At 69.5% G+C, this 25755-nt stretch carries 21 protein-coding genes; 13 read left to right on the top strand and 8 right to left on the bottom strand.

What is annotated here, in order from left to right:
* Positions 1-240 precede the first annotated feature (240 nt).
* From BFF76_RS23155 to BFF76_RS23170, 4 genes are all read right to left on the bottom strand, one after another.
* A complete protein-coding gene (locus BFF76_RS23155) occupies positions 241-1851 on the bottom strand; it encodes a glycerol-3-phosphate dehydrogenase/oxidase (protein WP_031099491.1) in 1611 nt (536 codons plus the stop codon).
* A gap of 12 nt (positions 1852-1863) precedes the next feature.
* Positions 1864-3393 carry a glycerol kinase GlpK gene (gene glpK / locus BFF76_RS23160; RefSeq protein ID WP_031099489.1) on the bottom strand — a complete coding sequence of 510 codons (1530 nt, stop codon included), beginning with the start codon at positions 3391-3393 and terminating at the stop codon, positions 1864-1866.
* 40 nt (positions 3394-3433) lie between these two features.
* Positions 3434-4225, bottom strand: coding sequence for an MIP/aquaporin family protein (locus tag BFF76_RS23165; protein WP_031099487.1), 792 nt, complete (start codon positions 4223-4225; stop codon positions 3434-3436).
* Between the two features lie 261 nt (positions 4226-4486).
* The gene (locus BFF76_RS23170; RefSeq protein ID WP_065848993.1) at positions 4487-5251 is read right to left on the bottom strand and encodes an IclR family transcriptional regulator; all 765 of its coding nucleotides are present in this window, start codon (positions 5249-5251) and stop codon (positions 4487-4489) included.
* A 251-nt stretch (positions 5252-5502) separates the two neighbouring features.
* On the opposite strand from BFF76_RS23170, the gene metH reads away from it, so the two are divergent.
* The 3 genes from metH to BFF76_RS23185 all read left to right on the top strand — a co-directional run bounded on the left by metH (position 5503) and on the right by BFF76_RS23185 (position 11810).
* On the top strand, positions 5503-9015 hold the full coding sequence (gene metH / locus BFF76_RS23175; RefSeq protein ID WP_053930957.1) for a methionine synthase: 3513 nt from the start codon (positions 5503-5505) through the stop codon (positions 9013-9015).
* Between the two features lie 140 nt (positions 9016-9155).
* A complete protein-coding gene (locus BFF76_RS23180) occupies positions 9156-9854 on the top strand; it encodes an HAD family hydrolase (RefSeq protein WP_031099484.1) in 699 nt (232 codons plus the stop codon).
* Between the two features lie 363 nt (positions 9855-10217).
* Positions 10218-11810, top strand: a complete 1593-nt coding sequence (locus tag BFF76_RS23185) for an ABC transporter substrate-binding protein (protein WP_031099482.1) — start codon at positions 10218-10220, stop codon at positions 11808-11810.
* Between the two features lie 75 nt (positions 11811-11885).
* Here BFF76_RS23185 and BFF76_RS23190 read toward each other — a convergent pair whose 3' ends face one another.
* Complete coding sequence (locus tag BFF76_RS23190) at positions 11886-12557, bottom strand: response regulator (RefSeq protein ID WP_031099480.1); 672 nt, start codon at positions 12555-12557, stop codon at positions 11886-11888.
* A 9-nt stretch (positions 12558-12566) separates the two neighbouring features.
* Complete coding sequence (locus BFF76_RS23195; RefSeq protein WP_031099478.1) at positions 12567-13412, bottom strand: RecB family exonuclease; 846 nt, start codon at positions 13410-13412, stop codon at positions 12567-12569.
* A gap of 169 nt (positions 13413-13581) precedes the next feature.
* On the opposite strand from BFF76_RS23195, the gene BFF76_RS23200 reads away from it, so the two are divergent.
* The 3 genes from BFF76_RS23200 to BFF76_RS23210 all read left to right on the top strand — a co-directional run bounded on the left by BFF76_RS23200 (position 13582) and on the right by BFF76_RS23210 (position 16578).
* Positions 13582-14832 (top strand): site-2 protease family protein, encoded by a 1251-nt coding sequence (locus BFF76_RS23200; protein WP_031099477.1) that lies wholly within the window; start codon positions 13582-13584, stop codon positions 14830-14832.
* Positions 14833-14874: 42 nt separating this feature from the next.
* Positions 14875-15786: a tRNA (adenine-N1)-methyltransferase gene (locus BFF76_RS23205; RefSeq protein WP_053930958.1), complete on the top strand. Its 912-nt coding sequence runs from the start codon at positions 14875-14877 to the stop codon at positions 15784-15786.
* Positions 15787-15981: 195 nt separating this feature from the next.
* Positions 15982-16578 (top strand): hypothetical protein, encoded by a 597-nt coding sequence (locus BFF76_RS23210; RefSeq protein WP_053931013.1) that lies wholly within the window; start codon positions 15982-15984, stop codon positions 16576-16578.
* A 4-nt stretch (positions 16579-16582) separates the two neighbouring features.
* Here BFF76_RS23210 and BFF76_RS23215 read toward each other — a convergent pair whose 3' ends face one another.
* Positions 16583-16894, bottom strand: a complete 312-nt coding sequence (locus BFF76_RS23215) for a ferredoxin (RefSeq protein WP_031099470.1) — start codon at positions 16892-16894, stop codon at positions 16583-16585.
* A gap of 241 nt (positions 16895-17135) precedes the next feature.
* Between BFF76_RS23215 and arc the strand changes: the two genes are divergently transcribed.
* From arc to prcA, 6 genes are all read left to right on the top strand, one after another.
* Positions 17136-18902: a proteasome ATPase gene (arc, locus tag BFF76_RS23220; protein ID WP_031099469.1), complete on the top strand. Its 1767-nt coding sequence runs from the start codon at positions 17136-17138 to the stop codon at positions 18900-18902.
* A gap of 226 nt (positions 18903-19128) precedes the next feature.
* Entirely contained in the window at positions 19129-20640 is a 1512-nt protein-coding gene (dop, locus tag BFF76_RS23225) for a depupylase/deamidase Dop (RefSeq protein ID WP_031099467.1), read from the top strand.
* Positions 20641-20760: 120 nt separating this feature from the next.
* Complete coding sequence (locus BFF76_RS23230; RefSeq protein ID WP_053931014.1) at positions 20761-20979, top strand: ubiquitin-like protein Pup; 219 nt, start codon at positions 20761-20763, stop codon at positions 20977-20979.
* Between the two features lie 6 nt (positions 20980-20985).
* Positions 20986-21591: an endonuclease VII domain-containing protein gene (locus tag BFF76_RS31605; protein WP_079122469.1), complete on the top strand. Its 606-nt coding sequence runs from the start codon at positions 20986-20988 to the stop codon at positions 21589-21591.
* Positions 21543-22388: a proteasome subunit beta gene (prcB, locus tag BFF76_RS23235; protein WP_031099462.1), complete on the top strand. Its 846-nt coding sequence runs from the start codon at positions 21543-21545 to the stop codon at positions 22386-22388. The genes BFF76_RS31605 and prcB overlap by 49 nt, the downstream gene beginning before the upstream one ends.
* Before the next feature lie 55 nt (positions 22389-22443).
* The gene (gene prcA, locus BFF76_RS23240; RefSeq protein WP_053930959.1) at positions 22444-23283 is read left to right on the top strand and encodes a proteasome subunit alpha; all 840 of its coding nucleotides are present in this window, start codon (positions 22444-22446) and stop codon (positions 23281-23283) included.
* Between the two features lie 53 nt (positions 23284-23336).
* Here prcA and BFF76_RS23245 read toward each other — a convergent pair whose 3' ends face one another.
* Positions 23337-24365, bottom strand: coding sequence for a LacI family DNA-binding transcriptional regulator (locus BFF76_RS23245; protein WP_065848988.1), 1029 nt, complete (start codon positions 24363-24365; stop codon positions 23337-23339).
* A gap of 125 nt (positions 24366-24490) precedes the next feature.
* On the opposite strand from BFF76_RS23245, the gene BFF76_RS23250 reads away from it, so the two are divergent.
* A complete protein-coding gene (locus BFF76_RS23250) occupies positions 24491-25750 on the top strand; it encodes an MFS transporter (RefSeq protein WP_065848989.1) in 1260 nt (419 codons plus the stop codon).
* The last annotated feature ends 5 nt before the right edge of the window (positions 25751-25755 follow it).

Genomic DNA, 25755 nt, shown 5'->3' on the forward strand with positions numbered 1-25755 from the left:
CCCAGGTCCCCTTCGCCGGGGCCCCGGCCGGGGCCTGAACCGGGCGCAGGAGGCCGCGGCGGGCGCGAGCGGAGCCGGCGGCGGCCCGCCTCCGGGGTGAGGACAGGGCGGCGCCCGCGCGCCTCTGTCCCCGCGTCACATCGCCCCCGTACGGAGGCTGCGGGGGCACGCCCTACGGCCGATGCCGCGGGGGCGGCCTCCCGACCGGGAGACCGCCCCCGCTTCCGCGAGCCGCTCGCGTCAGTTGCCGTCGGCCAGCATGCGCTCGACGTCTGCCCTGATGCCGTCCGTGGCCAGCCCACGGATCGTCAGCGTCGTGCGGCGGCGCAGCACGTCGTCCGCCGTCTGTGCCCACTCCCGGTCGCGTGCGTACGCGACCTGCGCCCAGATCTCCGGGGCGTCGGGGTGGATGCGCTCGGCCAGCGCCGGGTTCTCGTTCGCCAGCCGCGCGATGTCGAAGGAGAGCGAGCCGTAGTGCGTCGCGAGGTGCCGCGCCGTGTCGGCGGACATCCGCGGCCCCGGCGTACCGCCGTCGACCAGCAGCCGGTGCGCGACCGCGTTCGGGTTGGCGATGCCGGGCAGCGGCACCTTCCTCGGCAGCCGCGCCATCGGCTCCATGTCCTCGGCGAGCGGGCGCCCGGGCAGTTCGGCCAGCTTGTTCATCACCGTACGGCCGATGTGGCGGAACGTGGTCCACTTGCCGCCCGCGACCGACAGCATGCCGCCGCGGCCCTCGGTCACGACGGTCTCGCGCTTGGCCTTCGACGTGCTCCCGGGACCGCCCGGCAGGACCCGCAGCCCCGCGAAGGAGTACGTGATCAGATCGCGGGACAGCTGCTGGTCCCGGACGGAGAACGCGGCCTCGTCGAGGATCTGTGCCGTGTCCTTCTCGGTGACCGCTACATCGGCCGGGTCGCCCTCGTACTCCTCGTCGGTCGTACCGAGGAGCAGCATGTCCTCCCACGGCAGGGCGAAGGTGATCCGGTACTTGTCGATGGGCGTCGCCAGTGCGGCCTTCCACGGGCGGGTGCGCTTCAGCACGAGGTGCGCGCCCTTGGACAGGCGTATGGAGGGCGCCGCGTTCGGGTCCTCCAGCTTCCGCAGGTGGTCGACCCACGGGCCGGTGGCGTTCAGCACGAGGCGGGCGTTCACGCCGAACTCCGTACCGTCCTGACGGTCCTCCAGCTCGGCGCCGGTGACCCGGCCCCGGGTGAAGCGCAGCCCGGTGACGGCGGCGTGGTTGAGGACGACGGCGCCGGCGTCGACGGCCGCACGGACCGTCATCAGCGCCATCCGGGCGTCGTTCATCTGGTCGTCGCCGTAGACCGCGACGGCCTTCAGGTTGTCCGTGCGCAGCTCGGGCACATCGCGCTGCGCACGGGCCGGGCTGATCACATGGCCGACGCCGTCACCGAACGCGGACAGCGCGGAGTAGGCGAAGACGCCCGCTCCCAGCTTGGCGGCGCCGTGCGGCCCGCCCTTGTAGACGGGCAGGTAGAAGGTGAGCGGGTTGGCCAGGTGCGGGGCGACCTGGCGGGACACCGCGCGCCTCTCGAAGTGGTTCTCCGCGACCAGCTTCACCGCGCCGGTCTGCAGGTAGCGCAGACCGCCGTGGAGCAGCTTGGAGGAGGCGGAGGAGGTGGCGCCGGCGAAGTCACCGGCGTCCACCAGGGCCACCCGCAGTCCGGACTGCGCCGCATGCCAGGCGGTGGAGATGCCCAGGATGCCGCCGCCGATCACCAGGAGGTCGTACGTCGCCTTGGAAAGCTGCTCCCGGGTCTCGGCGCGGCTCGGGAGGGAGCCGGAGGCCGGATGCGTCCCGAGGGCGGGGACGCTCTGCAGGGTGGTCATGTCGATTGCTCCTCAGCTCTCTTCGTCCTCGATCCAGCCCATGGTCCGTTCGACGGCCTTGAGCCAGCTCTTGTACTCGCGGTCACGTGTGTCCGCGTCCATGCGGGGTGTCCACTCGGCGGCACGGCGCCAGTTGGCGCGCAGTGCGTCGGTGTCCGGCCAGAAGCCGACGGCGAGGCCGGCGGCGTAGGCGGCGCCGAGGCAGGTGGTCTCGGCGACCATGGGGCGCACGACGGGCGCGTCCAGGAAGTCGGAGAGCGTCTGCATCAGCAGGTTGTTGGAGGTCATGCCGCCGTCGACCTTGAGCGCGGTCAGTTCGACGCCGGAGTCCTTGGTCATGGCGTCGCTGATCTCGCGGGTCTGCCAGGCGGTGGCCTCGAGTACGGCCCGGGCGATGTGCGCCTTGGTGACGTAACGGGTGAGACCCGCGATGACACCGCGGGCGTCGGGGCGCCAGTACGGGGCGAACAGGCCGGAGAACGCGGGCACGAAGTACGCGCCGCCGTTGTCCTCGACGGAGGAGGCGAGCGTCTCGATCTCGGCCGCGGACTTGATCAGGCCCATCTGGTCACGCATCCACTGGACCAGCGAACCGGTGACGGCGATGGACCCCTCGAGGGCGTACACCGGCTTCTGGTCGCCGATCTGGTAGCCGACGGTCGTCAGCAGCCCGTTGTACGAGTTCACCGGGGTGTGGCCGGTGTTCATCAGCATGAAGGTGCCGGTGCCGTACGTGGACTTGGCCTCGCCCTGGGCGAAACAGGTCTGGCCGAACAGGGCGGCCTGCTGGTCGCCGAGCGCGGAGGCCACCGGGACGCCGTCGAGGACCCCGCCCTTGGCGGTGCCGTACACCTCGGCGGACGACCGGATCTCCGGCAGGACGGCGGGCGGGATGTCCATCGACTGGACGATCTTGTCGTCCCACTGCATCTTGTGCAGGTTCATCAGGAGGGTGCGCGAGGCGTTGGTGACGTCGGTGACGTGGACGCCGCCGTCGGTGCCGCCGGTCAGGTTCCAGATGACCCAGGAGTCCATGGTGCCGAAGAGGATGTCGCCGCGCTCGGCGCGCTCGCGCAGGCCCTCGACGTTGTCGAGCAGCCAGCGGACCTTGGGACCGGCGAAGTACGACGCGAGGGGCAGGCCCGTCTCGCGGCGGAAGCGGTCCTGGCCCACGTTGCGGCCGAGCTCCCGGCAGAGGGCGTCCGTGCGGGTGTCCTGCCATACGAGGGCGTTGTACACCGGCTCACCGGTGTTCCTGTCCCAGAGCAGGGTGGTCTCGCGCTGGTTGGTGATGCCGATCGCCTTGACGTCGGCGGAGGTGATGCCCGCCTTGACGATCGCCCCGGCGACGACCTCCTGGACGTTCTCCCAGATCTCTTTAGCGTCGTGCTCGACCCAGCCCGGCTTGGGGAAGATCTGCTCGTGCTCCTTCTGGTCGACCGAAACGATCCTGCCGTCCTTGTCGAAGACGATGCAGCGGCTGGACGTGGTGCCCTGGTCGATGGCCGCGATGAACGGGCCGGTGGTGTGTGCGTCGGTCACGATTGGCTCCCGGGAGTCTGTGTGGTGTGGAGGGTGCGGCTCAGGCGAAGGCGAGGTTGTAGAGCCCGCCGGCCAGTGCGGCCCCGATCAGCGGTCCTACCACCGGAACCCAGGCGTAGCCCCAGTCCGACCCGCCCTTGTTCGGCAGGGGCAGCAGCGCGTGCACGATACGCGGACCGAGGTCGCGCACCGGGTTGATCGCGTAGCCGGTCGGGCCGCCGAGCGACAGACCGATGCCGACTACCACCAGAGCGGTGATCAGGACACCGAGCGTGCCGAGGCCGTTGCCCTCGTCGTTGAGGCCCTGCGTGAGGATCGCCAGGACCAGTACGAAGGTGGCGATGACCTCCGTGGCGACGTTCTGCACCGCGTTCCGGATCTCCGGGCCCGTGGAGAAGATGCCGAGTACCGGACCGGCCTTGGGCGCCGACGTCTGGTCGACCATGCCCTCCTCGGCCGGCTGGTTCTTCACGATCTCGGGATCGGTGAGGTGCGCGTGGAACTGTCCGTAGTAGACGGCCCAGACGAGCACGGCGCCGATCATCGCGCCGAACAGTTCGGAGGCGAGGTAGAGGGGCACATCGCTCCACGCGGTGCTCCCCTGGATCGCGAGACCGATCGTGACGGCCGGATTGAGGTGCGCGCCGGACACACCGGCGGCGATGTAGGCACCGGTCAGCACGGCGAAGCCCCACCCGAAGGTGATGGCCAGCCAGCCGGCGTTGTGCGCCTTGGAGCGCTTGAGAGTGACGGCGGCACAGACACCGCCGCCGAGCAGGATGAGTATGGCGGTACCGATGGTCTCGCCGATGAAGATGTCGGAGCTGGACACCAGCGACTCCTTTGTCCTTCGTCCAGGGGAAGGCGAAACACCGGGTCCCTCCGGTGGATCGCGCCCAAGGTGGGTACCCGTCGAGCACGGATACGTCACCTGCAGGGCTTGACCGGCCCTCGGCACTGTCACACCCTAACGCGTATTGCCGTTAGGTGTTCGGCAATGCCGACCGGTGAACGGCAATGTTTCTCCCCGATGGTGAGTGCGTCAAGAGGTGTGTGACGCGCGACTCGATCGTTATCGACGTCGCGGGGGTGCTCAGAAGCGTCCGGCGCCCAGATCCCGGGAGACGGCACGGGCGCAGTCCCGCACCGCCGCGACGAGCTCGGGCCGCAGCTCGCCGCCCGCGCAGACGCGCTCCACGGCGCCGGTCACGGCCACGGCTCCCACCGGCATCCTGCGCCGGTCGTGGATGGGGGCGGCCGCCGCCGCCACGCCCTCCCAGGTCTCCTCGACGTCGGAGGCCCAGCCCTGCGCCCGGATCAGGTCGAGCAGCGACTCGAACTCCTCGTCGCCCGTGACGGTGCGCGGCGTGAAGGGCCGCCGCTCCACCTCGGTGGCCTCGCTGTGCGCGACCGGGTCGTAGGCGGCGAGCACCTTGCCCAGGGCCGTGGAGTGCAGCGGCTGCATGGCGCCGACCTCCAGCACCTGGCGGCTGTCGTCGGGCCGGAAGACGTGGTGGACGATCAGGACCCCGTGCTGGTGCAGCACGCCCAGGTGGACGCTCTCCCCGCTGGAGCGGGCCAGGTCGTCGGTCCACACCAGCGCGCGGGCGCGCAGCTCGTGCACGTCGAGATAGCTGTTGCCCAGGCGCAGCAGTTCGGCGCCGAGCTGGTAGCGGCCGGACGCGGTGTCCTGCTCGACGAAGCCCTCGTGCTGGAGGGTGCGCAGGATTCCGTGCGCGGTACCTTTGGCCAGACCCAGTGACGACGAGATGTCGGACAAACCGAGCCGGCGCTCCCCGCCCGCCAGCAGGCGCAGCATCGCCGCTGCCCGCTCGAGCGACTGGATGTTCTTCGCCATCGCGCCGTACTCCTCCACCTCGGTTCGACAATGCTGAACACTATCGGTCCATGCCGACCTCTGTCCGGTGGCGCGAAAATTATGCGTCACCCATTCCGCCACCCATCGGGAGGCCCGTTCCCCGCACAGCATGCAGTCCGCCCCGTGGGACGCGATGACCGGCCCGGGCGCCTCCCGGCTACGCTGGCCGCGTGCCCTCCTCCGCAGAAGGGCGCAAAGCCGACAGCCGTCGCATCCCAGGGAGAACATCCATGGCCTCGTTGCCGACCCCCTCAGCTGACAGCCGGACCCGAGTCGCAGCGCTCCGTGAGGCGCTCGCTGCCCGGGTCGTGGTGGCCGACGGTGCCATGGGCACCATGCTCCAGGCCCAGGACCCCACCCTCGAGGACTTCGAGAACCTCGAGGGCTGCAACGAGATCCTCAACGTGACCCGGCCCGACATCGTCCGTTCGGTGCACGAGGAGTACTTCGCGGTCGGCGTGGACTGCGTCGAGACCAACACCTTCGGCGCGAACCTCGCGGCCCTGGGTGAGTACGACATCCCGGAGCGGGTGTTCGAGCTCTCCGAGTCCGGGGCGCGCATCGCCCGCGAGGTGGCCGACGAGTTCACCGCGTCCACCGGGCAGCAGCGCTGGGTGCTGGGCTCGATGGGCCCCGGCACCAAGCTGCCGACCCTGGGCCACGCCCCGTACGGCAAGCTCCGCGACGCCTACCAGCAGAACGCCGAAGGCATGATCGCCGGCGGCGCCGACGCCCTCCTGGTGGAGACCACCCAGGACCTGCTGCAGACCAAGGCGTCCGTCATCGGCGCCCGGCGCGCCCTCGAAGCCACCGGCGCCGACCTGCCCGTCATCTGCTCCGTCACCGTCGAGACGACCGGCACGATGCTGCTCGGCTCCGAGATCGGCGCCGCGCTGACCGCGCTGGAGCCGCTCGGCATCGACATGATCGGCCTGAACTGCGCCACCGGCCCCGCCGAGATGAGCGAGCACCTGCGCTACCTCGCCCGGCACTCCCGCGTCCCGCTCTCCTGCATGCCGAACGCCGGCCTGCCCGTGCTCGGCAAGAACGGCGCGCACTACCCGCTGTCCCCGGCCGAGCTGGCGGACGCCCAGGAGACGTTCGTACGCGAATACGGCCTCTCCCTGACCGGCGGCTGCTGCGGAACGACCCCCGAGCACCTGCGCCAGGTCGTCGAGCGGGTCCGCGGCATGGTCCCCACCGTCCGCGAGCCGCGCCCCGAGCCGGGCGCCGCCTCGCTCTACCAGACCGTCCCGTTCCGCCAGGACACCGCGTACATGGCCATCGGTGAGCGTACGAACGCCAACGGGTCGAAGAAGTTCCGTGAGGCCATGCTGGAGGCACGCTGGGACGACTGCGTGGAGATGGCCCGCGACCAGATCCGCGAGGGCGCGCACATGCTCGACCTCTGCGTCGACTACGTGGGCCGCGACGGTGTCGCCGACATGGAGGAGCTGGCCGGCCGCTTCGCGACCGCCTCGACCCTGCCCGTCGTCCTGGACTCCACCGAAGTCCCCGTGCTGCGGGCAGGTCTGGAGAAGCTCGGCGGACGAGCCGTCCTCAACTCCGTCAACTACGAGGACGGCGACGGCCCCGAGTCCCGCTTCGCCAAGGTCAGCGCCCTGGCGTCCGAGCACGGCGCCGCGCTCATCGCGCTGACGATCGACGAGGAGGGCCAGGCCCGCACCGTCGAGCACAAGGTCGCCATCGCCGAGCGCCTCATCGAGGACCTCACCGGCAACTGGGGCATCCACGAGGCGGACATCCTCATCGACTGCCTGACCTTCACCATCTGTACGGGCCAGGAGGAGTCCCGCAAGGACGGCATCGCCACGATCGAGGCGATCCGCGAGCTGAAGAAGCGGCACCCCGACGTACAGACCACGCTCGGCCTGTCCAACATCTCCTTCGGCCTGAACCCGGCCGCCCGCGTCGTCCTGAACTCCGTCTTCCTCGACGAGTGCGTCAAGGCCGGTCTCGACTCCGCGATCGTGCACGCCTCCAAGATCCTTCCGATCGCACGGCTGGAGGAGGAGCAGGTCAAGGTCGCCCTCGACCTCGTGTATGACCGGCGAGCCGAGGGCTACGACCCGCTGCAGCGGCTCATGGAGCTCTTCGAGGGCGTCAACATGAAGTCGATGAAGGCGGGCAAGGCGGAGGAGCTCCTCGCCCTGCCGCTGGACGAGCGCCTGCAGCGCCGCATCATCGACGGCGAGAAGAACGGCCTGGAGGCCGACCTCGACGAGGCTCTGCGGTCCCGGCCCGCCCTCGAAATCGTCAACGACACCCTGCTCGCGGGCATGAAGGTCGTCGGCGAGCTCTTCGGCTCCGGCCAGATGCAGCTGCCGTTCGTGCTCCAGTCCGCCGAGGTCATGAAGACCGCGGTGGCGCACCTCGAACCGCACATGGAGAAGTCGGACGCCGAAGGCAAGGGCACCATCGTGCTCGCCACCGTCCGGGGCGACGTCCACGACATCGGCAAGAACCTCGTCGACATCATCCTGTCGAACAACGGCTACAACGTGGTCAACCTGGGCATCAAGCAGCCCGTCTCCGCGATCCTGGAGGCCGCCGAGGAGCACCGGGCGGATGTCATCGGCATGTCCGGCCTCCTGGTGAAGTCGACAGTGATCATGAAGGAGAACCTGGAGGAGCTGAACCAGCGCAAGCTGTCGGCCGACTACCCGGTGATCCTCGGCGGTGCCGCTCTCACCCGTGCCTACGTGGAGCAGGACCTGCACGAGATCTACGAGGGCGAGGTCCGCTACGCCCGCGACGCGTTCGAGGGGCTGCGGCTCATGGACGCCCTCATCGCGGTCAAGCGGGGCGTCCCGGGTGCCGTGCTGCCCGAGCTGAAGCAGCGCAGGGTGCCCAAGCGGGACGTCGCGGTACCGGAGGCCGAGGAGACGGAGGAGGGCGTGCGCTCCGACGTGTCCGTCACCAACCCGGTCCCCGAGCCGCCGTTCTGGGGCACCCGTGTGGTCAAGGGCATCCAGCTCAAGGAGTACGCCTCCTGGCTGGACGAGGGCGCCCTGTTCAAGGGCCAATGGGGCCTCAAGCAGGCCCGTGCGGGCGACGGGCCGACGTACGAGGAGCTCGTGGAGACCGAGGGCCGTCCGCACCTGCGCGGCTGGCTCGACAAGCTCCACACCGAGAACCTGCTGGAGGCCGCCGTCGTCTACGGCTACTTCCCCTGCGTCTCCAAGGGCGACGACCTGATCCTCCTGCACGAGGACGGCTCGGAGCGCACCCGTTTCACCTTCCCGCGCCAGCGCCGCGGCCGCCGCCTCTGCCTCGCGGACTTCTTCCGCCCCGAGGAGTCGGGGGAGACGGACGTGATCGGACTCCAGGTCGTCACCGTCGGCTCGAAGATCGGCGGAGCCACCGCCGAGCTCTTCGAGTCGAACTCCTACCGCGACTACCTGGAGCTGCACGGTCTGTCCGTGCAGCTGGCCGAGGCGCTCGCGGAGTACTGGCACGCGCGGGTCCGCAGCGAGCTCGGTTTCTCGGGGGAGGACCCCTCCGAGGTCGAGGACATGTTCGCGCTGAAGTACCGCGGGGCGCGCTTCTCGCTGGGTTACGGGGCCTGCCCGGACCTGGAGGACCGGGCGAAGATCGCCGAGCTCCTGCAGCCCGAGCGGATCGGCGTGAAGCTCTCCGAGGAGTTCCAGCTGCACCCCGAGCAGTCCACGGACGCCATCGTCATCCACCACCCGGAGGCGAAGTACTTCAACGCACGGTAGGACACTGTTCGACGCGCGGTAAGGCGCCAGTACGCGCGCCGCACCGCCACGAGTCGTAGACTGGTCGGTCCAGTGCAGGCCGGTCGCCGTTCCCACCGGGAAGGCGGCCGGCCTTCTCGTCCCTCATGGAGGTGTGCCGGATGACCAGTACGGTCCCCGCGTCCCTGATCCGTACGGCCGAAGGGTCGACGCTGCAAGCCGTCCTCCTCGACATGGACGGCACACTGGTCGACACCGAGGGATTCTGGTGGGACGTGGAGGTCGAGGTCTTCGCCGACCTCGGTCACCGCCTGGACGAGGCGTGGCGTGACGTGGTCGTCGGCGGCCCGATGACCCGGAGCGCCGGCTACCTCATCGAGGTCACGGGCGCCGACATCGCCATCGGGGAACTCACCGTGCTGCTCAACGACCGCTTCGAGAAGCGCATCGGGCGCGGTGTGCCGCTGATGCCGGGCGCCGCCCGGCTGCTCGCCGAACTCGCCGCGCACGAGGTGCCCACCGCACTGGTCTCCGCCTCGCACCGGCGCATCATCGACCGGGTCCTGGACTCGGTGGGCCGTCACCACTTCGCGCTCACGGTGGCGGGTGACGAGGTGACCCGTACCAAGCCCCATCCGGAGCCCTACCTCGCGGCGGCGGCGGGCTTCGGAGCCGACCCGTGGCGCTGCGCGGTCGTCGAGGACACCGCGACGGGAGTCGCCGCCGCCGAGGCGGCGGGCTGCCGCGTCGTCGCCGTGCCGTCCGTGGCGCCGATCGCCCCCGCCCCGGGAAGGGCGGTCGTGTCCTCCCTGGAGCAGGTGGATCTGGCTTTTCTGCGGGGCCTGATCGCGGACGCGTGACGAATGGCACACCGAGGGTTCTTCGTCAGTAGGTGACAAGAACGGCGCCGCGAAATCTGTTCGTTCCCCGCTTTCGCCCCGCATAAATCAGGTCCATGTCAATACGGCCGTTGCTGCGGCGGCGTGACCTTGGTCACTCGATGTGACGTACACAGGGTCGTTGGTCTGGTCCGGGCGTCCGTTTCGCGACCCCATACGTCCGGTTTCATGGAGTCGTGTACGAAACATTCCCGAGCGTGACATGGACAACCCGTCATCGGCGATCACCGAGTGGATACGGGTGCGAATCGCACCGGTCAAGCTCCCCTGCGGCGCCTACTAATCTCGGTTTTCTCACATGCCGGAATGAGGGAGAACGTCCAGATGAACCGTAAGACGCTGGTGCTGCCGGCCGTTGTGGGCCTGCTCGCGCCCGTGCTCGCCGCGTGTGGCGGGTCTGACGACGGGGGCGAAGCCATCGTGGTCGGGACGACGGACCAGTTCATCGCCTCGAAGGACAACCCGGCCCCGCTCGACCCGGCCATCGGGTACGAAGCCGGCGTGTGGAACGTGCTGCGACAGACCGTGCAGACCCTGACCCACATACCGCGCGGCGGCGGCGAGCCGGTGCCCGAGGCGGCCAAGAGCTGCACCTTCACCGACACGGAGAACGAGAGCTACCGCTGCACGCTGCGTGACGGCCTCACCTTCGCCGACGGCACCCCCGTCACCCCCGAGGACGTGAAGTACTCCATCCAGCGGGTCGTCGACATCAAGGACGAGAGCGGCCCGATCGGCCTGCTCGACAACATCGACACGATCGAGACCAAGGGCGAGGACCAGGTCGTCTTCCACCTGCGCACCTCGGACGCGACCTTCCCCTACAAGCTGGCCACGCCGCCCGCGGGCATCGTCCAGAAGGACAAGTACCCCGCGAAGGCGCCCCGCGAAGGCTTCCAGGTCGACGGTTCCGGCCCCTACACGATGAAGCCGGAAGTCAAGGACAACCAGATCGTCAAGGTGGTCTACACGAGGAACCCGAAGTACAAGGGTGACCTGAAGATCAGCAACGAGAAGGTCGAACTGGAACTCTTCCCCGATGCGAAGGCGATGGGGAAGGCGCTCGACGAGCAGAAGATCGACATGATGACGCGCACCATGTCGCCCGAGCAGGCGCAGGAGATGCTGGCGAAGCCCAAGGAGGGCACCAAGCTCAGCGAGATGCCCGGCCTGGCCATCAGCTACCTCGCGTTCAACACCGAGGATCCCGCGGTGAAGAACAAGGGCGTGCGCCAGGCGATGGCGCAGATCATCGACCGCGGGGCCATCGCGAACAAGGTGTACGGCAGCACGGCCGAGCCGCTCTACTCGCTGATCCCGTCCGGCATCACCAGCCACACCAACTCGTTCTTCAACAAGTACGGCGAGCCCAGCGTCGCCGGGGCCGCGGAGACCCTGGAGAAGGCGGGCGTCAGCACCCCGGTGAAGTTCACGCTCCACTACACGACCGACCACTACGGCCCCGCCACCAAGGCCGAGTTCGAGACGCTGGCGAAGCAGCTCAACGACTCGAAGCTGTTCGAGGTCGACGTCAAGGGCACCCCGTGGGCCGAATTCCGCCCCGCGCAGAAGAAGGGCGACTACGCGGTCTACGGCATGGGCTGGTTCCCCGACTTCCCGGACCCGGACACCTACACGGCTCCGTTCCTCGACAAGAACAACTTCCTCAACTCGCCGTACGAGTCGGCCACGGCGCAGAACACGCTCATCCCGCAGTCCCGCCGCGAGGCGGACCGCAGCGCCGCGACACCGGCCTTCGAGAAGCTCCAGGACATCGTTGCCAACGACGTCCCCGTGCTCCCGGTCTGGCAGGGCAAGCAGTACGTCGCCTCGCTCGACGGGCTGACCGGCGTGGAGTACGCCGTCAACTCCTCGGCAGACCTCCAGCTCTGGGAGCTCGGGCGCGGCGAGTCCTGACGCGGCACCGTACAGAGACCGGCGCGGTCCGGGGCCAGTGGCCCCGGACCGCGCCGGTCTCACGTCCGCCCCGTCTCACTGGGCGCCGGGACGCACCAGCCCGCTCTCGTACGCGTAGACCGCGGCCTGCACGCGGTCGCGCAGGCTCAGCTTCGTCAGCACATGGCCCACGTGCGTCTTGACCGTCGTCTCGCTCACGAACAGGTCGGCCGCGATCTCCGCGTTGGACAGGCCGCGCGCCACCAGCTTCAGCACCTCCACCTCACGCTCGGTGAGGGTGCCGAGCGCGTTCGGCACGGGCTCCTCGCCCGAGGGCAGATGGTCGGCGTACTTGTCGAGCAGCCGGCGGGTGATGCTCGGCGCCAGCATCGCCTCTCCCGAGGCCACCACCCGGATGGCCTGCACCAGCTCGTTGGCCGGCGCGTCCTTCAGCAGGAAGCCGCTGGCGCCCGCGCGCAGCGCCTCCACCACGTACTCGTCGAGATCGAACGTCGTCAGCACCAGGACCTTCGCCGGGCCGTCCCGCCCGGGGCCAGTGATCTGGCGGGTCGCCTCGACCCCGTCCATCCGCGGCATACGGATGTCCATGAGCACGACATCGGGCTGCAGCGCGCGCACCTGATCGATGGCCTGCAGGCCGTCACCGGCCTCACCGACCACCGCGAGATCGCCTTCGGCCTCCAGGATCATCCGGAAACCGGTGCGCAGCAGTGGTTGATCATCGACGAGCAGGACGCGGATAGCCACGTGATCTCCTTAAGGGCCTTCGAGGGCCACCGGCGGGCCGGCCTCGGACCGGACCGGCTCCATTCTGCCCTGCACAGCCTCCGCCGGTCCGGCCGGGCGGACCGGCAGCGGATAGACCGGGGGAGTCCCGCCGAATTCAGGACAGACCGCCCGGTGGTCGCACCAGCCGCACAGCTTCGTCGGCCTCGGCCGCCACTCGCCGGTCTCGGTGGCCAGCCGGATCGCGTCCCACAGCGCGAGCAGCTTGCGTTCCACCCGCTCGAGGTCGGCGACGACGGGGTCGTAGGTCAGCACGTCACCGCTGCCGAGATAGACCAGCTGGAGCCGCCGGGGCACCACGTTCTTCAGGCGCCACACCACCAGGGCGTAGAACTTCATCTGGAACAGCGCGCCCTCCGCGTACTCCGGGCGCGGAGCCTTGCCGGTCTTGTAGTCCACGATGCGGACATCACCCGCTGGGGTCACGTCGACGCGGTCGATCACCCCGCGCAGCCGCAGCCCCGAATCCAGCTCCGTCTCGACGAACAGCTCCCGCTCGGCGGGCTCCAGACGGGTCGGGTCCTCCAGCGAGAACCACCGCTCCACGAGCCGCTCCGCCTCGCCCAGCCACCCCGCCAGGCGCTCTCCCTCCGGGTCCCCCTCGAACAGCTCGGTCAGCTCGGGCTTCGACTCGAGCAGCCGGTCCCACTGGCCGGGGATCAGCGCCTTGGCCCTCGGCGGCGTCCGGTCCACCGCCGGGGCGTCGAACAGGCGCTCAAGCACCGCATGCACCAGCGTGCCCCGGGTAGCAGCCTCACTGGGCTTCTCGGGCAGCTTGTCGATGACCCGGAAGCGGTACAGCAGAGGGCACTGCATGAAATCGCTCGCGCGCGACGGCGACAGGGACGAGGGTGGCTGAGGCGGGCGCGGTACGGACGTCATGTCGCAGACCCTACGGCCCGCCACCGACACCCAGCGGCATACCATCGACGGCAGAGCTCGCGCACAGCATGATCGTGGTACAAGCACCGACCGAAGGGACCCCGTGGACGAGAGCGGCGACAGCGGGCGCCCGCAGCCCGGCGCAGGGGGCAACGGCCCCGGCACCGGACCGGACAAGGGCGAACCGCGCCGTCCGGCGGAACCGGGCGGCGGCCTCCTGATGGGCCGTCCCTTCGGCGTGCCGGTGTACGTGGCCCCCAGCTGGTTCGTCGTCGCCGCCCTGATCACCTGGGTCTTCGGCGGCCAGCTCGACCGCGTACTGCCGGAACTCGGCGGAGCCCGCTACCTGGTCGCGCTCTTCTTCGCGATCGCCTTCTACGCCTCCGTGCTCGTCCACGAGCTCGCCCACACCGTCGTCGCCCTGAGCTACAAGCTGCCGGTGCGCCGCATCCAGCTCCAGTTCTTCGGCGGTGTCTCCGAGATCGAGAAGGAGACGGAGACCCCGGGCCGCGAATTCGTCCTCGCCTTCGTGGGGCCGCTGCTCTCCCTCGTCCTCGGCGGGGTGTTCTACATCCCGCTCCAGTTCGTCGAAGCGGGCACCGTGCCCGGTGTGCTGCTCGCCGGGCTGATGGTCTCCAACCTCATCGTCGCCGCCTTCAACCTGCTGCCCGGCCTGCCCCTGGACGGCGGGCGCATGCTCCGCGCCGTCGTCTGGAAGATCACGGGCAAGCCGATGAGCGGCACCGTCGCAGCCGCGTGGGTCGGCCGGGGCCTGGCCGTCACCGTCCTCATCGGCCTGCCCCTCCTCACCCACACGGGCGCCCTCGGCAACGCCACCAGCGAGATCAGCGGCATGGAGACCGTCACCGACGCGCTGCTCGCGGCGATCCTTGCAGGCATCATCTGGACCGGCGCCGGCAACAGCCTGCGTATGGCCCGCCTCCGCGAACACCTCCCCGACCTCCGGGCCCGCACCCTCACCCGGCGCGCCGTACCCGTCGAGTCGGCCACCCCGCTCTCCGAGGCACTGCGCCGAGCCAACGAGGCCGGCGCCCGCGCCCTCGTCGTCGTCGACGGACAGGGCAGCCCCAAGGGAGTCGTCCGGGAGGCGGCCATCGCGGGCGTCCCCGAACACCGCCGTCCCTGGGTGGCCGTCAGCGGCCTCGCCCAGGACCTCACCGACGGCATGAAGGTCCCCGCCGAACTCGCGGGCGAGGCCCTCCTGGACCGGCTGAAGGCCACCCCGGCCACCGAGTACCTGGTGGTCGAGGACACCGGCGAGATCTACGGCGTCCTCTCCACCGCGGACGTCGAGCGCGCCTTCGTCAAAGCCATGGCCCGGCCCTCGGCCTGACGCCCCGGGAAACGGCCCCCGAAATACCGGTAGGCTGGTCACATGTCCGAACCGACCGGTGCCGCCCGCCGTCGCGGCCCATTCAAAGTCGGGGACCAGGTCCAGCTCACCGACCCCAAGGGACGCCACTACACCTTCACGCTCGAGGCCGGAAAGAACTTCCACACCCACAAGGGTTCTTTCCCCCACGACGAGCTGATCGGTGCTCCCGAGGGCAGTGTTGTCCGTACCACGGGAAACGTCGCCTACCTCGCGCTGCGCCCCCTGCTCCCCGACTACGTCCTGTCCATGCCCCGCGGTGCCGCCGTGGTCTATCCCAAGGACGCGGGCCAGATCCTCGCCTTCGGCGACATCTTCCCCGGCGCGCGCGTCGTCGAAGCCGGCGTCGGCTCGGGTGCGCTCAGCACCTTCCTGCTGCGCGCCATCGGCGAGCAGGGCATGCTGCACTCCTACGAGCGCCGCGAGGACTTCGCCGAGATCGCCCAGCAGAACGTCGAGCGGTACTTCGGCTCGCCGCACCCGGCCTGGCAGCTCACCGTCGGCGACCTCCAGGACAACCTCTCGGACACCGACGTCGACCGCGTCGTCCTCGACATGCTCGCCCCGTGGGAGTGCCTCGAGGCCGTGTCCAAGGCCCTCGTGCCCGGCGGCATCCTCTGCGCGTACGTCGCGACCACGACCCAGCTCTCGCGGACCGTCGAGTCCATCCGCGAGATCGGCTGTTTCGCCGAACCGCAGCCGTGGGAGTCGATGATCCGCAACTGGCACGTCGAAGGCCTGGCAGTCCGGCCCGACCACCGGATGATCGGCCACACCGGCTTCCTCGTCACCGCCCGCCGCCTCGCGGACGGCGTCGAGCCGCCGCTGCGCCGCCGCCGCCCCTCCAAGGGGGCCTACGGCGAGGACTACAAGGGTCCCGGCGCCCGGAGCGCCGACGCGAACAGCAGCGACTGACGGCACACAACACGCAGGCGCCGCCGCCGAGTTCCCGGACCATCCGGGGCCGGCGGCGGCGCCTTTCCGCCGCACGCGCGGACCCCGCCGTTCCCCTCGGGTGTGAGGTGTGGCACGATGCTGGCCACCCCCGCCCGCCGACGTCCGTTCGGCACCGCCTATCCAGGCCACCAGGAACCACAGGAGACATACCGCGTGCAGACCTCCGCGCTCCCGGACCTCGCGCACACCGACGCCCAGCCGGTGCACTGGCTCGCCACGGCGACCGCGATGGCCGCGGTCGTCGCCGCGGCGGGCCTGCTCCAGCCCGACGCGGCCACCGCCACCGCTTCCGCGTCCGAGCACCGCGTCACCACGCAGCACGGCAGCGCGCCCGCCGCGGCGGCGCCCGACCCGGCCGGGGTCGCCTTCCCCCTCGACTGCGGCGCCGCGGGGCACACGGTGGCCGACCGTGCCTCCGGTGACCTCGACGGTGACGGCGGGCCCGAGACCGTGGCCGTCGTCCGGTGTGCCGCGGGGTCCGGAACCCCGCCCAGCGGCATCTACGTCGTGACACGGGCGAGCGGGGCCGCACCCCGGGTCGTGGCGACCCTGGTGGACCCCGCTCGCAAACTCAACGTCACCGACCTCGCCGTACGTCACGGCAGGGTCTCGGCCACCCTGCTCGGCTACTCCTCGGCAGACGTACCGCGCTGCTGCCCCGACGAGCTGGAGAGCGCCACCTGGCAGTGGAAGGGCAACGCGTTCATCAAGTCCGCCGGCCCCGCCGGGGGCACCGCGCGGGACGCCTGAGCCGTCACTCCGCGTCCGGCCCGAAGACTTCCACGTTGTCCGAAACGCGACGTACATGAATACAGTCGCCCGGGCATTCCTTGGCCGAGTCCACGACGTCCTGGAGCAGAGGGAGCGGCACCGGGGTGGTGGCGCCCTTGTCCTGGAGGAGCTCGTCCTCGTCGCTCTTCACGTAGGCGAGACCGTCGATGTCCAGCTCGAACACCTCGGGTGCGTACTGCACGCAGATGCCGTCGCCCGTACAGAGGTCCTGGTCGATCCAGACCTCGAGGTCCTGCGCGTCACGGTCGCCCGGAGCGTCCTGCTGCACGGTCATGTGTCCTGCCGTTCCCTGCGTATCTGCACCAATTGAAGCCAGCCCTGACGGGTGTTGAACACTTCGACGATACAACCGGCTGCTTTCCGGTGCCGAAGGGTGGGTATTCCTCTGGCGTGAGGGAGAGCGCAAGGGTGAAGATCGGACAGACTCCCGGGTCTTTGTGATCTAGGGGTTTCAATCATCACCCACCCAGGTAGGGTCAGGAAGCGTCCAGCTCCCCTTGGAGGAGGTGAGGACCGTGGCAGCCCACGACGACGACATCAACCGCGGCACCCGGCCCGCGCGCGGGTCAGAAGACCCGGCCGGCCAGGTCGCCTATCTCGAGCAGGAAATCGCCGTCCTGCGACGTAAGCTCGCCGACTCTCCGCGTCATTCGAGGATTCTCGAAGAGCGGATCGTCGAGTTGCAGACCAACCTGGCAGGCGTGTCCGCGCAGAACGAGCGGCTCGCCAACACACTCCGCGAGGCCCGCGACCAGATCGTGGCGCTCAAGGAGGAGGTCGACCGGCTGGCCCAGCCACCGGCAGGCTTCGGCGTCTTCCTGCAGGCCAACGAGGACGACACCTGTGACATCTTCACCGGGGGCCGCAAGCTCCGGGTGAACGTCAGTCCCAGCGTCGAGCTCGAAGGCCTCCGGCGAGGCCAGGAAGTCATGCTCAACGAAGCGCTCAACGTGGTCGAGGCCATGGAATTCGAGCGGGCCGGGGACATCGTCACCCTCAAGGAGATCCTTGAGGACGGCGAGCGCGCCCTGGTCGTCGGGCACACCGACGAGGAGCGGGTGGTGAGGCTTGCCGAGCCCCTGCTGGACATCACCATCCGTCCCGGCGACGCCCTGCTGCTGGAACCCAGGTCCGGCTACGTCTACGAAGTGGTCCCCAAGAGCGAGGTCGAGGAACTCGTCCTCGAAGAGGTCCCGGACATCGACTACAACAAGATCGGTGGTCTGGGCGACCAGATCGAACTGATCCGCGACGCCGTCGAGCTCCCGTACCTCCACCCGGACCTCTTCAAGGAGCACGAACTCCGCCCGCCGAAGGGCATCCTGCTCTACGGTCCTCCTGGCTGCGGCAAGACACTCATCGCCAAGGCCGTCGCCAACTCACTCGCCAAGAAGGTCGCCGAGGTCACCGGGCAGCCCGCGGGGAAGAGCTACTTCCTCAATATCAAGGGCCCCGAACTCCTCAACAAGTACGTCGGTGAGACCGAGCGGCACATCCGCCTCGTCTTCCAGCGTGCCCGGGAGAAGGCGAGCGAGGGCACCCCCGTCATCGTCTTCTTCGACGAGATGGAATCCCTCTTCCGCACCCGTGGTTCCGGTGTCAGCTCGGACGTGGAGAACACCATCGTCCCCCAGCTGCTCGCCGAGATCGACGGTGTGGAGGGCCTGGAGAACGTCATCGTCATCGGCGCCTCCAACCGTGAGGACATGATCGACCCCGCGATCCTGCGGCCCGGCCGTCTCGATGTGAAGATCAAGATCGAGCGTCCGGACGCGGAGGCCGCGAAGGACATCTTCGCGAAGTACCTCACTCCCTCGCTGCCGCTGCACTCGGACGACCTGGCCGAGCACACCGGATCGAAGGAGGCCGCCGCCCACGCGATGATCCAGTCCGTCGTGGAGCGGATGTACACGGAATCCGAGGAGAACCGCTTCCTCGAGGTCACCTACGCGAACGGCGACAAGGAAGTCCTGTACTTCAAGGACTTCAACTCCGGAGCGATGATTCAGAACATCGTGGACCGGGCAAAGAAAATGGCCATCAAGGCATTCCTCGAGCAGGGCCAGAAGGGCCTGCGCGTCTCCCATCTCCTCCAGGCTTGCGTGGACGAGTTCAAGGAGAACGAGGACCTGCCCAACACCACCAACCCGGACGACTGGGCCAGGATTTCCGGAAAGAAGGGCGAGCGGATCGTGTTCATCCGCACACTCGTCACCGGAAAGCAGGGCGCAGACACCGGTCGCTCCATCGACACGGTGGCAAATACCGGACAGTACCTGTAAAACGCAGACCGGCTGCGGATGCCCGGCAGGGTATCCGCAGCCGGCCGTTTTCCCGGCAGCTCCGGCCACACCCGAACAATGACGCAATTGATCTCCCCACCGGCGCAGCGGCGCTCTAGGCTCTGCTGTACCGCCGAGTCGCGCAGTGCGGGGACGGCACCGCGGACCAGCAGCGGTACTTGAGCGCCGCTTCCGGAGGGGAGCGCCGCCGGGCAAGGAGGGCCGCATGACCGTACGGCGAGTGATGGGCATCGAGACGGAGTACGGGATCTCCGTCCCCGGTCAGCCCAACGCCAATGCCATGCTCACCTCGTCCCAGATCGTCAACGCCTACGCGGCGGCGATGCACCGGGCGCGCCGCGCCCGCTGGGATTTCGAGGAGGAGAATCCGCTGCGCGACGCGCGAGGTTTCGACCTCGCCCGTGAGACCGCGGACTCCAGCCAGCTCACCGACGAGGACATCGGCCTGGCCAATGTCATCCTCACCAACGGTGCGCGGCTGTACGTCGACCACGCGCACCCCGAATACAGCTCCCCGGAGATCACCAATCCGCTGGACGCGGTGCTCTGGGACAAGGCCGGTGAGCGGGTGATGGCGGAAGCGGCCGAGCGGGCCGCCGCGATCCCCGGGGCCCAGCCGATCCACCTCTACAAGAACAACACCGACAACAAGGGCGCGTCCTACGGCACGCACGAGAACTACCTGATGAAGCGGGAGACCCCCTTCTCGGACATCGTGCGCCATCTGACGCCGTTCTTCGTCTCCCGCCAGGTCGTCACCGGCGCCGGCCGTGTCGGCATCGGCCAGGACGGCCACGAGCACGGCTTCCAGATCAGTCAGCGCGCCGACTACTTCGAGGTCGAGGTCGGCCTCGAGACCACGCTCAAGCGCCCCATCATCAACACCCGCGACGAACCGCACTCGGATGCCGAGAAGTACCGCAGGCTGCACGTGATCATCGGTGACGCCAACCTCTCCGAGATCTCGACCTATCTGAAGCTCGGCACCACATCCCTGGTCCTCGCCATGATCGAGGACGGCTTCATCAACGTGGACCTGGCGGTGGACCAGCCGGTCCGCACGCTGCACCGGGTCTCGCACGACCCGACACTGAAGCAGCTGGTCACGCTCCGCAGCGGCCGGACACTCACCGCTGTGCAGCTCCAGATGGAGTACTTCGAGCTGGGCCGCAAGTACGTCGAGGAGCGGTACGGGGCGGACGCCGACGAGCAGACCAAGGACGTCCTGGCCCGCTGGGAGGACACCCTGAACCGCCTGGAGAACGATCCGATGAGTCTGGCGGGCGAGCTGGACTGGATCGCCAAGCGGGAGCTCATGGAGGGCTACCGGCGCCGTGACGGCCTGGACTGGGACGCCCCGCGCCTGCACCTGGTGGACCTGCAGTACGCCGACGTACGGGCCGACAAGGGCCTGTACAACCGTCTGGCCGCCCGCGGGAAGATCAAGCGCCTGCTCGACGAGAAGGACGTCGAGCGGGCCCGTACGAAACCGCCTGAGGACACCAGGGCCTATTTCCGGGGCCGCTGCCTCGAGCAGTACGCGGACGACGTCGCCGCGGCCTCCTGGGACTCGGTCATCTTCGATCTGCCCGACCGTGACTCCCTGCAACGGGTGCCCACCATGGAACCGCTGCGGGGTACACGCGCTCACGTCAAGGAGCTCCTGGACCGCTGCCGCACGGCGGAAGAGCTGGTCCGGACGCTTACGGGGGCCTGAAAGGCACTCCGGCTGGGAATCAATCAGATGACCTCCTGACGTTGAGGAAAGTACCGGGCCAATGTCGGACCCCGTAGGTAGGGTCTGATCAAGTGCTTCGAACCGAGCGGGGTGAGCTACATGGCGACCAAGGACACCGGCGGCGGACAGCAGAAGGCGACACGTTCCACCGAGGAGACCGAGGAGCAGGCGCAGGACGCGCAGGCGTCCGAGGACCTCCAGGAGCGGCAGGAGAAGCTCAGCGACGACGTCGACGACGTCCTCGACGAGATCGACGACGTCCTCGAGTCCAACGCTGAGGACTTCGTTCGAAGTTTCGTACAAAAAGGCGGACAGTAAGCGAAAATGTCCGAATCGGGCAAAGAGAAGTGGTGCTCCGGCTGTAAGAGGGATTTGCCACTTCCCTCGTTCGCGGCGGACAAGAATCGACGCGATGGGCTTCAACCTCGGTGCCGGGGGTGCGTGGCTGCGTATGGGGCCGCGCATTACCGGCGCCGCCGGGAGGCTCAAGGCAAGCCGGTAAGGGAGCGCGTGGACGTTCCGCAGGGGCACAAGGAGTGTCGGACGTGTGGCGAAGTCAAGCCGCACAGCGAGTGGCACCGCAACTCCACCGCCACCGACGGGCTGGCGACGCGCTGCAAAGCGTGCAAAGCCGTTCAGGGACGCGCAGGTCACCTGAAGCGCCACTACGGCATGACCGAGGCTCAGCGCGACGCCATGATCTCGTCTCAGCCGGGCGTCTGCACGATCTGCCTAGCTGCTCCCGCCATTCATGTGGATCACTGTCACAAGACGGGTAAGGTCCGAGGCGTACTGTGCTTCAACTGCAATTCGGCCATCGGCAAGTTGGGGGATGCTCCTGACTCCTTGCGCAGGGCCGTCGCATACCTGGAGGGAAACGCGTGGAAGCCAACACTCGTAGCACCGGGCGTCTACCAGCTGCCTTCCTGACGCCGGGTTCGTCCTCGTTCATGGACTTCCTGTCCGACCACTCACCGGAGATCCTTCCCGGCAACCGCAGCCTGCCGCCGCTGCAGGGCGCCATCGAGGCGCCGCACGGCACGACCATCGTCGCGGCCAGCTTCCCCGGCGGGGTCGTGCTCGCCGGTGACCGGCGGGCGACCATGGGGAACATGATCGCGCAGCGCGACATCGAGAAGGTGTTCCCGGCCGACGAGTACTCGGCGGTGGGGATCGCCGGCACGGCGGGTCTCGCCGTGGAGATGGTCAAGCTGTTCCAGCTGGAGCTGGAGCACTTCGAGAAGGTCGAGGGCGCCACGCTCTCCCTGGAGGGCAAGGCCAACCGCCTCTCCACGATGATCCGCAGCAATCTGGCGATGGCCATGCAGGGCCTGGCGGTCGTCCCGCTCTTCGCCGGGTACGACGTCGACCGCGAGAAGGGCCGGATCTTCTCCTACGACGTCACCGGCGGGCGTTCCGAGGAGCACGGCTACGCGTCCACCGGCTCGGGTTCCGTCTTCGCCCGCGGGTCGATGAAGAAGCTGTACCGCGAAGACCTGACGGAGGAGCAGACACTCACCCTGGTCGTGCAGGCGCTGTACGACGCGGCCGACGACGACTCGGCGACCGGTGGGCCGGACGTGGCCCGACGGATCTATCCGATCGTCACCGTCATCACCGACGAGGGCTTCCGCAAGCTGGACGACACGGAATCCTCGGAGATCGCGCGAGCGATCCTGGAGCGCCGGCTCGAGCAGCCCGACGGCCCCCGTGCCGCGCTGCTCTGACCGGCCCGATGCCTCTCCGACGCACTCGTCACTGACAGAAAGGGACGGATAGCCGGTGTCGACGCCGTTCTATGTCTCACCTCAGCAGGCCATGGCCGACCGGGCGGAATACGCCCGGAAGGGCATCGCCCGTGGTCGCAGCCTGGTTGTGCTGCAGTACGCCGACGGCATTGTGTTCGTCGGCGAGAACCCGTCCCGCGCGCTGCACAAGTTCAGCGAGATCTACGACCGGATCGGCTTCGCCGCCGCCGGCAAGTACAACGAGTACGAGAACCTCCGCATCGGTGGCGTCCGCTACGCCGATCTGCGCGGATACACCTACGACCGTGACGACGTGACGGCCCGTGGGCTGGCCAACGTCTACGCGCAGACGCTCGGCACCATCTTCTCCAGCGCGGCCGAGAAGCCGTACGAGGTGGAACTGGTGGTCGCCGAGGTCGGCGCCGGGCCCGAGGGCGACCAGATCTACCGGCTGCCGCACGACGGTTCGATCGTGGACGAGCACGGCTCGGTCGCGGTCGGCGGTAACGCCGAGCAGATCAGCACCTTCCTGGACCAGCGCCACCGTGACGGGATGTCGCTCGCCGAGGCGCTGAAGCTGGCCGTGCAGGCGCTGTCCCGCGAGGCCAACGGCAACGAGCGGGAGATCCCCGCCGAGCGGCTCGAGGTCGCGGTCCTGGACCGGACGAGGCCGCAGCAGCGCAAGTTCAAGCGGATCGTCGGCCGGCAGCTGACCCGGCTGCTGGACGCGGACGGTGCCGGGACGACCCCGACGGACGCTCCCTCGGACGCGGAGGAGCCCGAGGGCACCGACACGCCGGCCGCCGGTACCGGCACGCCCGAGAAGGGTGCCGACGCTCCTGACGAGGGGACGGGCGGGACCACGAAGGAGTAGCCGGCTCCGGCAGTGCTGCGAGGGTGCCCCCGGCCGTGCGGCCGGGGGCACCCTCATGCGGTGGACGGGGGTGCCGTGGAGCCCCGTACCACCAGGTGGACGGGGAGGTTGGGGTGCTCCACGGGGCGGCCCTCCAGCACGTCCAGCAGGGCCGTCATGCCCCGCTCGCCGACCTGTTCGGCAGGGAGGTGCACCGTGGTGAGCTCCGGTTCCACCGCTGTGGCGAGCGCCAGGTCGTCGAAGCCGGTCACGGAGATGTCGTCGGGGACCCGGAGTCCCCGCCTGCGTACCGCCTTGCAGGCGCCCGCGGCCAGGATGTCGTCGTCGCAGACGATGGCGGTGGGCAGGGGGCCGGGGGAGCGCAGGACCGCCTCGACGGCCTCGCGGCCGGCCCGTACGTCCAGAGCGGCCGGCACGGTGCGCAGGACGGCGCCGGGGACCTCCCGTACGGCGTCCCGCAGGGCCCGGGCGCGTACCGCGAAGGTCCAGGTGTCCACGGCGGACGCGAGGTGCACGATCCGGCGGTGGCCGAGGCCCAGCAGATGGTCCGTCACCTGGTGCATGCCGTCCGCGATGTCGAGGTTCACGCGCGCCGCGGCGCCGTGGCCCTCGGGGTCGCTGTCCAGCAACACCAGCGGCAGGTCCGCGCCCCGCAGGGCTCCCAGGGCGTCCGCCGCCATCGACGAGGCGATCACCCCGTCGAGCGCCGCGCGCGCCGAGGAGAAGGGATCCCTGGCGGGGCCGGTGCCGTCGGGGGACGGGTAGAGGACCACGCCGAAGTCGTGCTCGGCGGCGACGGCCGCGGCTCCGGTGTACACCCGGGCGAAGAACTCGTTGGTCAGCGCGGGGACGACGAGCAGCGCCGTGCGGGTGCGGCCCATCCGGAGGCTGCGGGCCGCGAAGTTCGGCCGGTAGCCGAGGTCCCGGGCGCTGTCACGCACCCGCTCGGCGGTCGCCGAGGACACCCGGCCATGCCATTTGTCACCGAGCACGAGCGAGACCGTGGCCTGTGAGACGCCCGCGGCCCGCGCCACGTCACGGCTGGTGGGCCGGGGTGGGGCGTGCTGCCGGGCGCTGTTCACTCGTGCCTCCGTGCTGGGCCGGTCGGACGCGGCGGGATGGACCGCCGGGCTGCCCACATGGTACGTATGAGCCCTGACGTTATACGTAAAACCCCGAGGCTGTGACACGGGGGAGAGGGGCGGACATGGCCGCGGGATATCTGGACATCCTCCGGGCGCGGCATGCCGCCCGGCTGCTGGCGGGAACGCTGGTGGGGCGGCTGCCGAACGGCACCGCCCACATCGCGATCGTCCTGTTCACCCGCGCGGAGGGCGGCAGCTACACACTGGCAGGCGCCCTCGCGGCGGCGTACGGCCTCGCGACGGCGGTGGGACAGCCCCTGCTGGGCCGGGCCGTGGACCTGTACGGCCAGCCGCGCGTCCAGTTCCCCGCGGCGGTCGTGTCCGCGCTCGGCATGGCCGCGCTCGCCCTGGCGGGACTCGGCTCGCTCCCGGTCGCTTACGCGGCTGTCGTCGTGGCCGGTGTGTCCACGCCGCCGCTGGAGGGCGGTCTGCGCGCCCTGTGGCCGACGGTGCTCGGCCGGGAGGACCGGGTGCACCGGGCGTACGCCATGGACGCGGTGGCCCAGGAGATCATGTTCACCGTGGGGCCCCTGCTGGTGACGGTCCTGGTGGCGCTCTGGTCGCCGGCCGCCGCTCTCCTGGTCATCAACGCCATCGGGGTCCTGGGAGCCCTGTCGGTCGTCCTGTCCGAGCCGTCCAGGACGTGGTGTTCGGCACCCCGCGAGGCGCACTGGCTCGGCGCCCTGCGCTCGCCGGGGCTGCTCGCGCTGCTCGGAGCCTTCTTCTTCGTCGGTCTCGCGCTCGGCTCGATCACGGTGGCCGGAGTCGCGTACGCCGACGACCACGGCCAGGAGTCCGTGTACGGCTGGCTGATGGCCGCCCTCGGCCTCGGCGCGCTGGCCGGCGGAGCGGCGTACGGCGCGCGGGAGTGGGCCGGGGCGCCCGAGCGCAGGCTGCGGGTCATCGTCGCGCTGCTGGCCCTGGGCTATCTGCCGCTGATGCTGACGCCCGGTGTTCCGGCCATGACCGCGCTGGCGGCACTGGCCGGGGTGTTCCTGGCCCCGGCGATCGCCTGTTCGTTCATCGTCGTGGACCGGCACGCGCCGCGGGGCACGGTGACCGAGGCGTTCTCCTGGCTCGTGACGACCTTCGGAGTGGGCGCGGCGGCCGGAACGGCGGTGGCGGGCCCGGCCGTCGAGATCGGCGGGACGGCGTGGAGTTTCGCCGTCGCCGGGGCCGGCGGAGTGGCCGCTTTGCTGGTTCTTCTGGCCACCGGAAGGGTCCTCGCAGTTCCCGGGCGTACGCCCGCAGTTGTGGCCGGTTCGGAAAATGATCGAAACGGTGCTGCCGAACCCGGTTTCAGCTCAGGCCATAAGGCGTAATGTTC

Source organism: Streptomyces mutomycini (assembly GCF_001700505.1).
GTDB classification, from domain to species: Bacteria; Actinomycetota; Actinomycetes; order Streptomycetales; family Streptomycetaceae; genus Streptomyces; species Streptomyces mutomycini.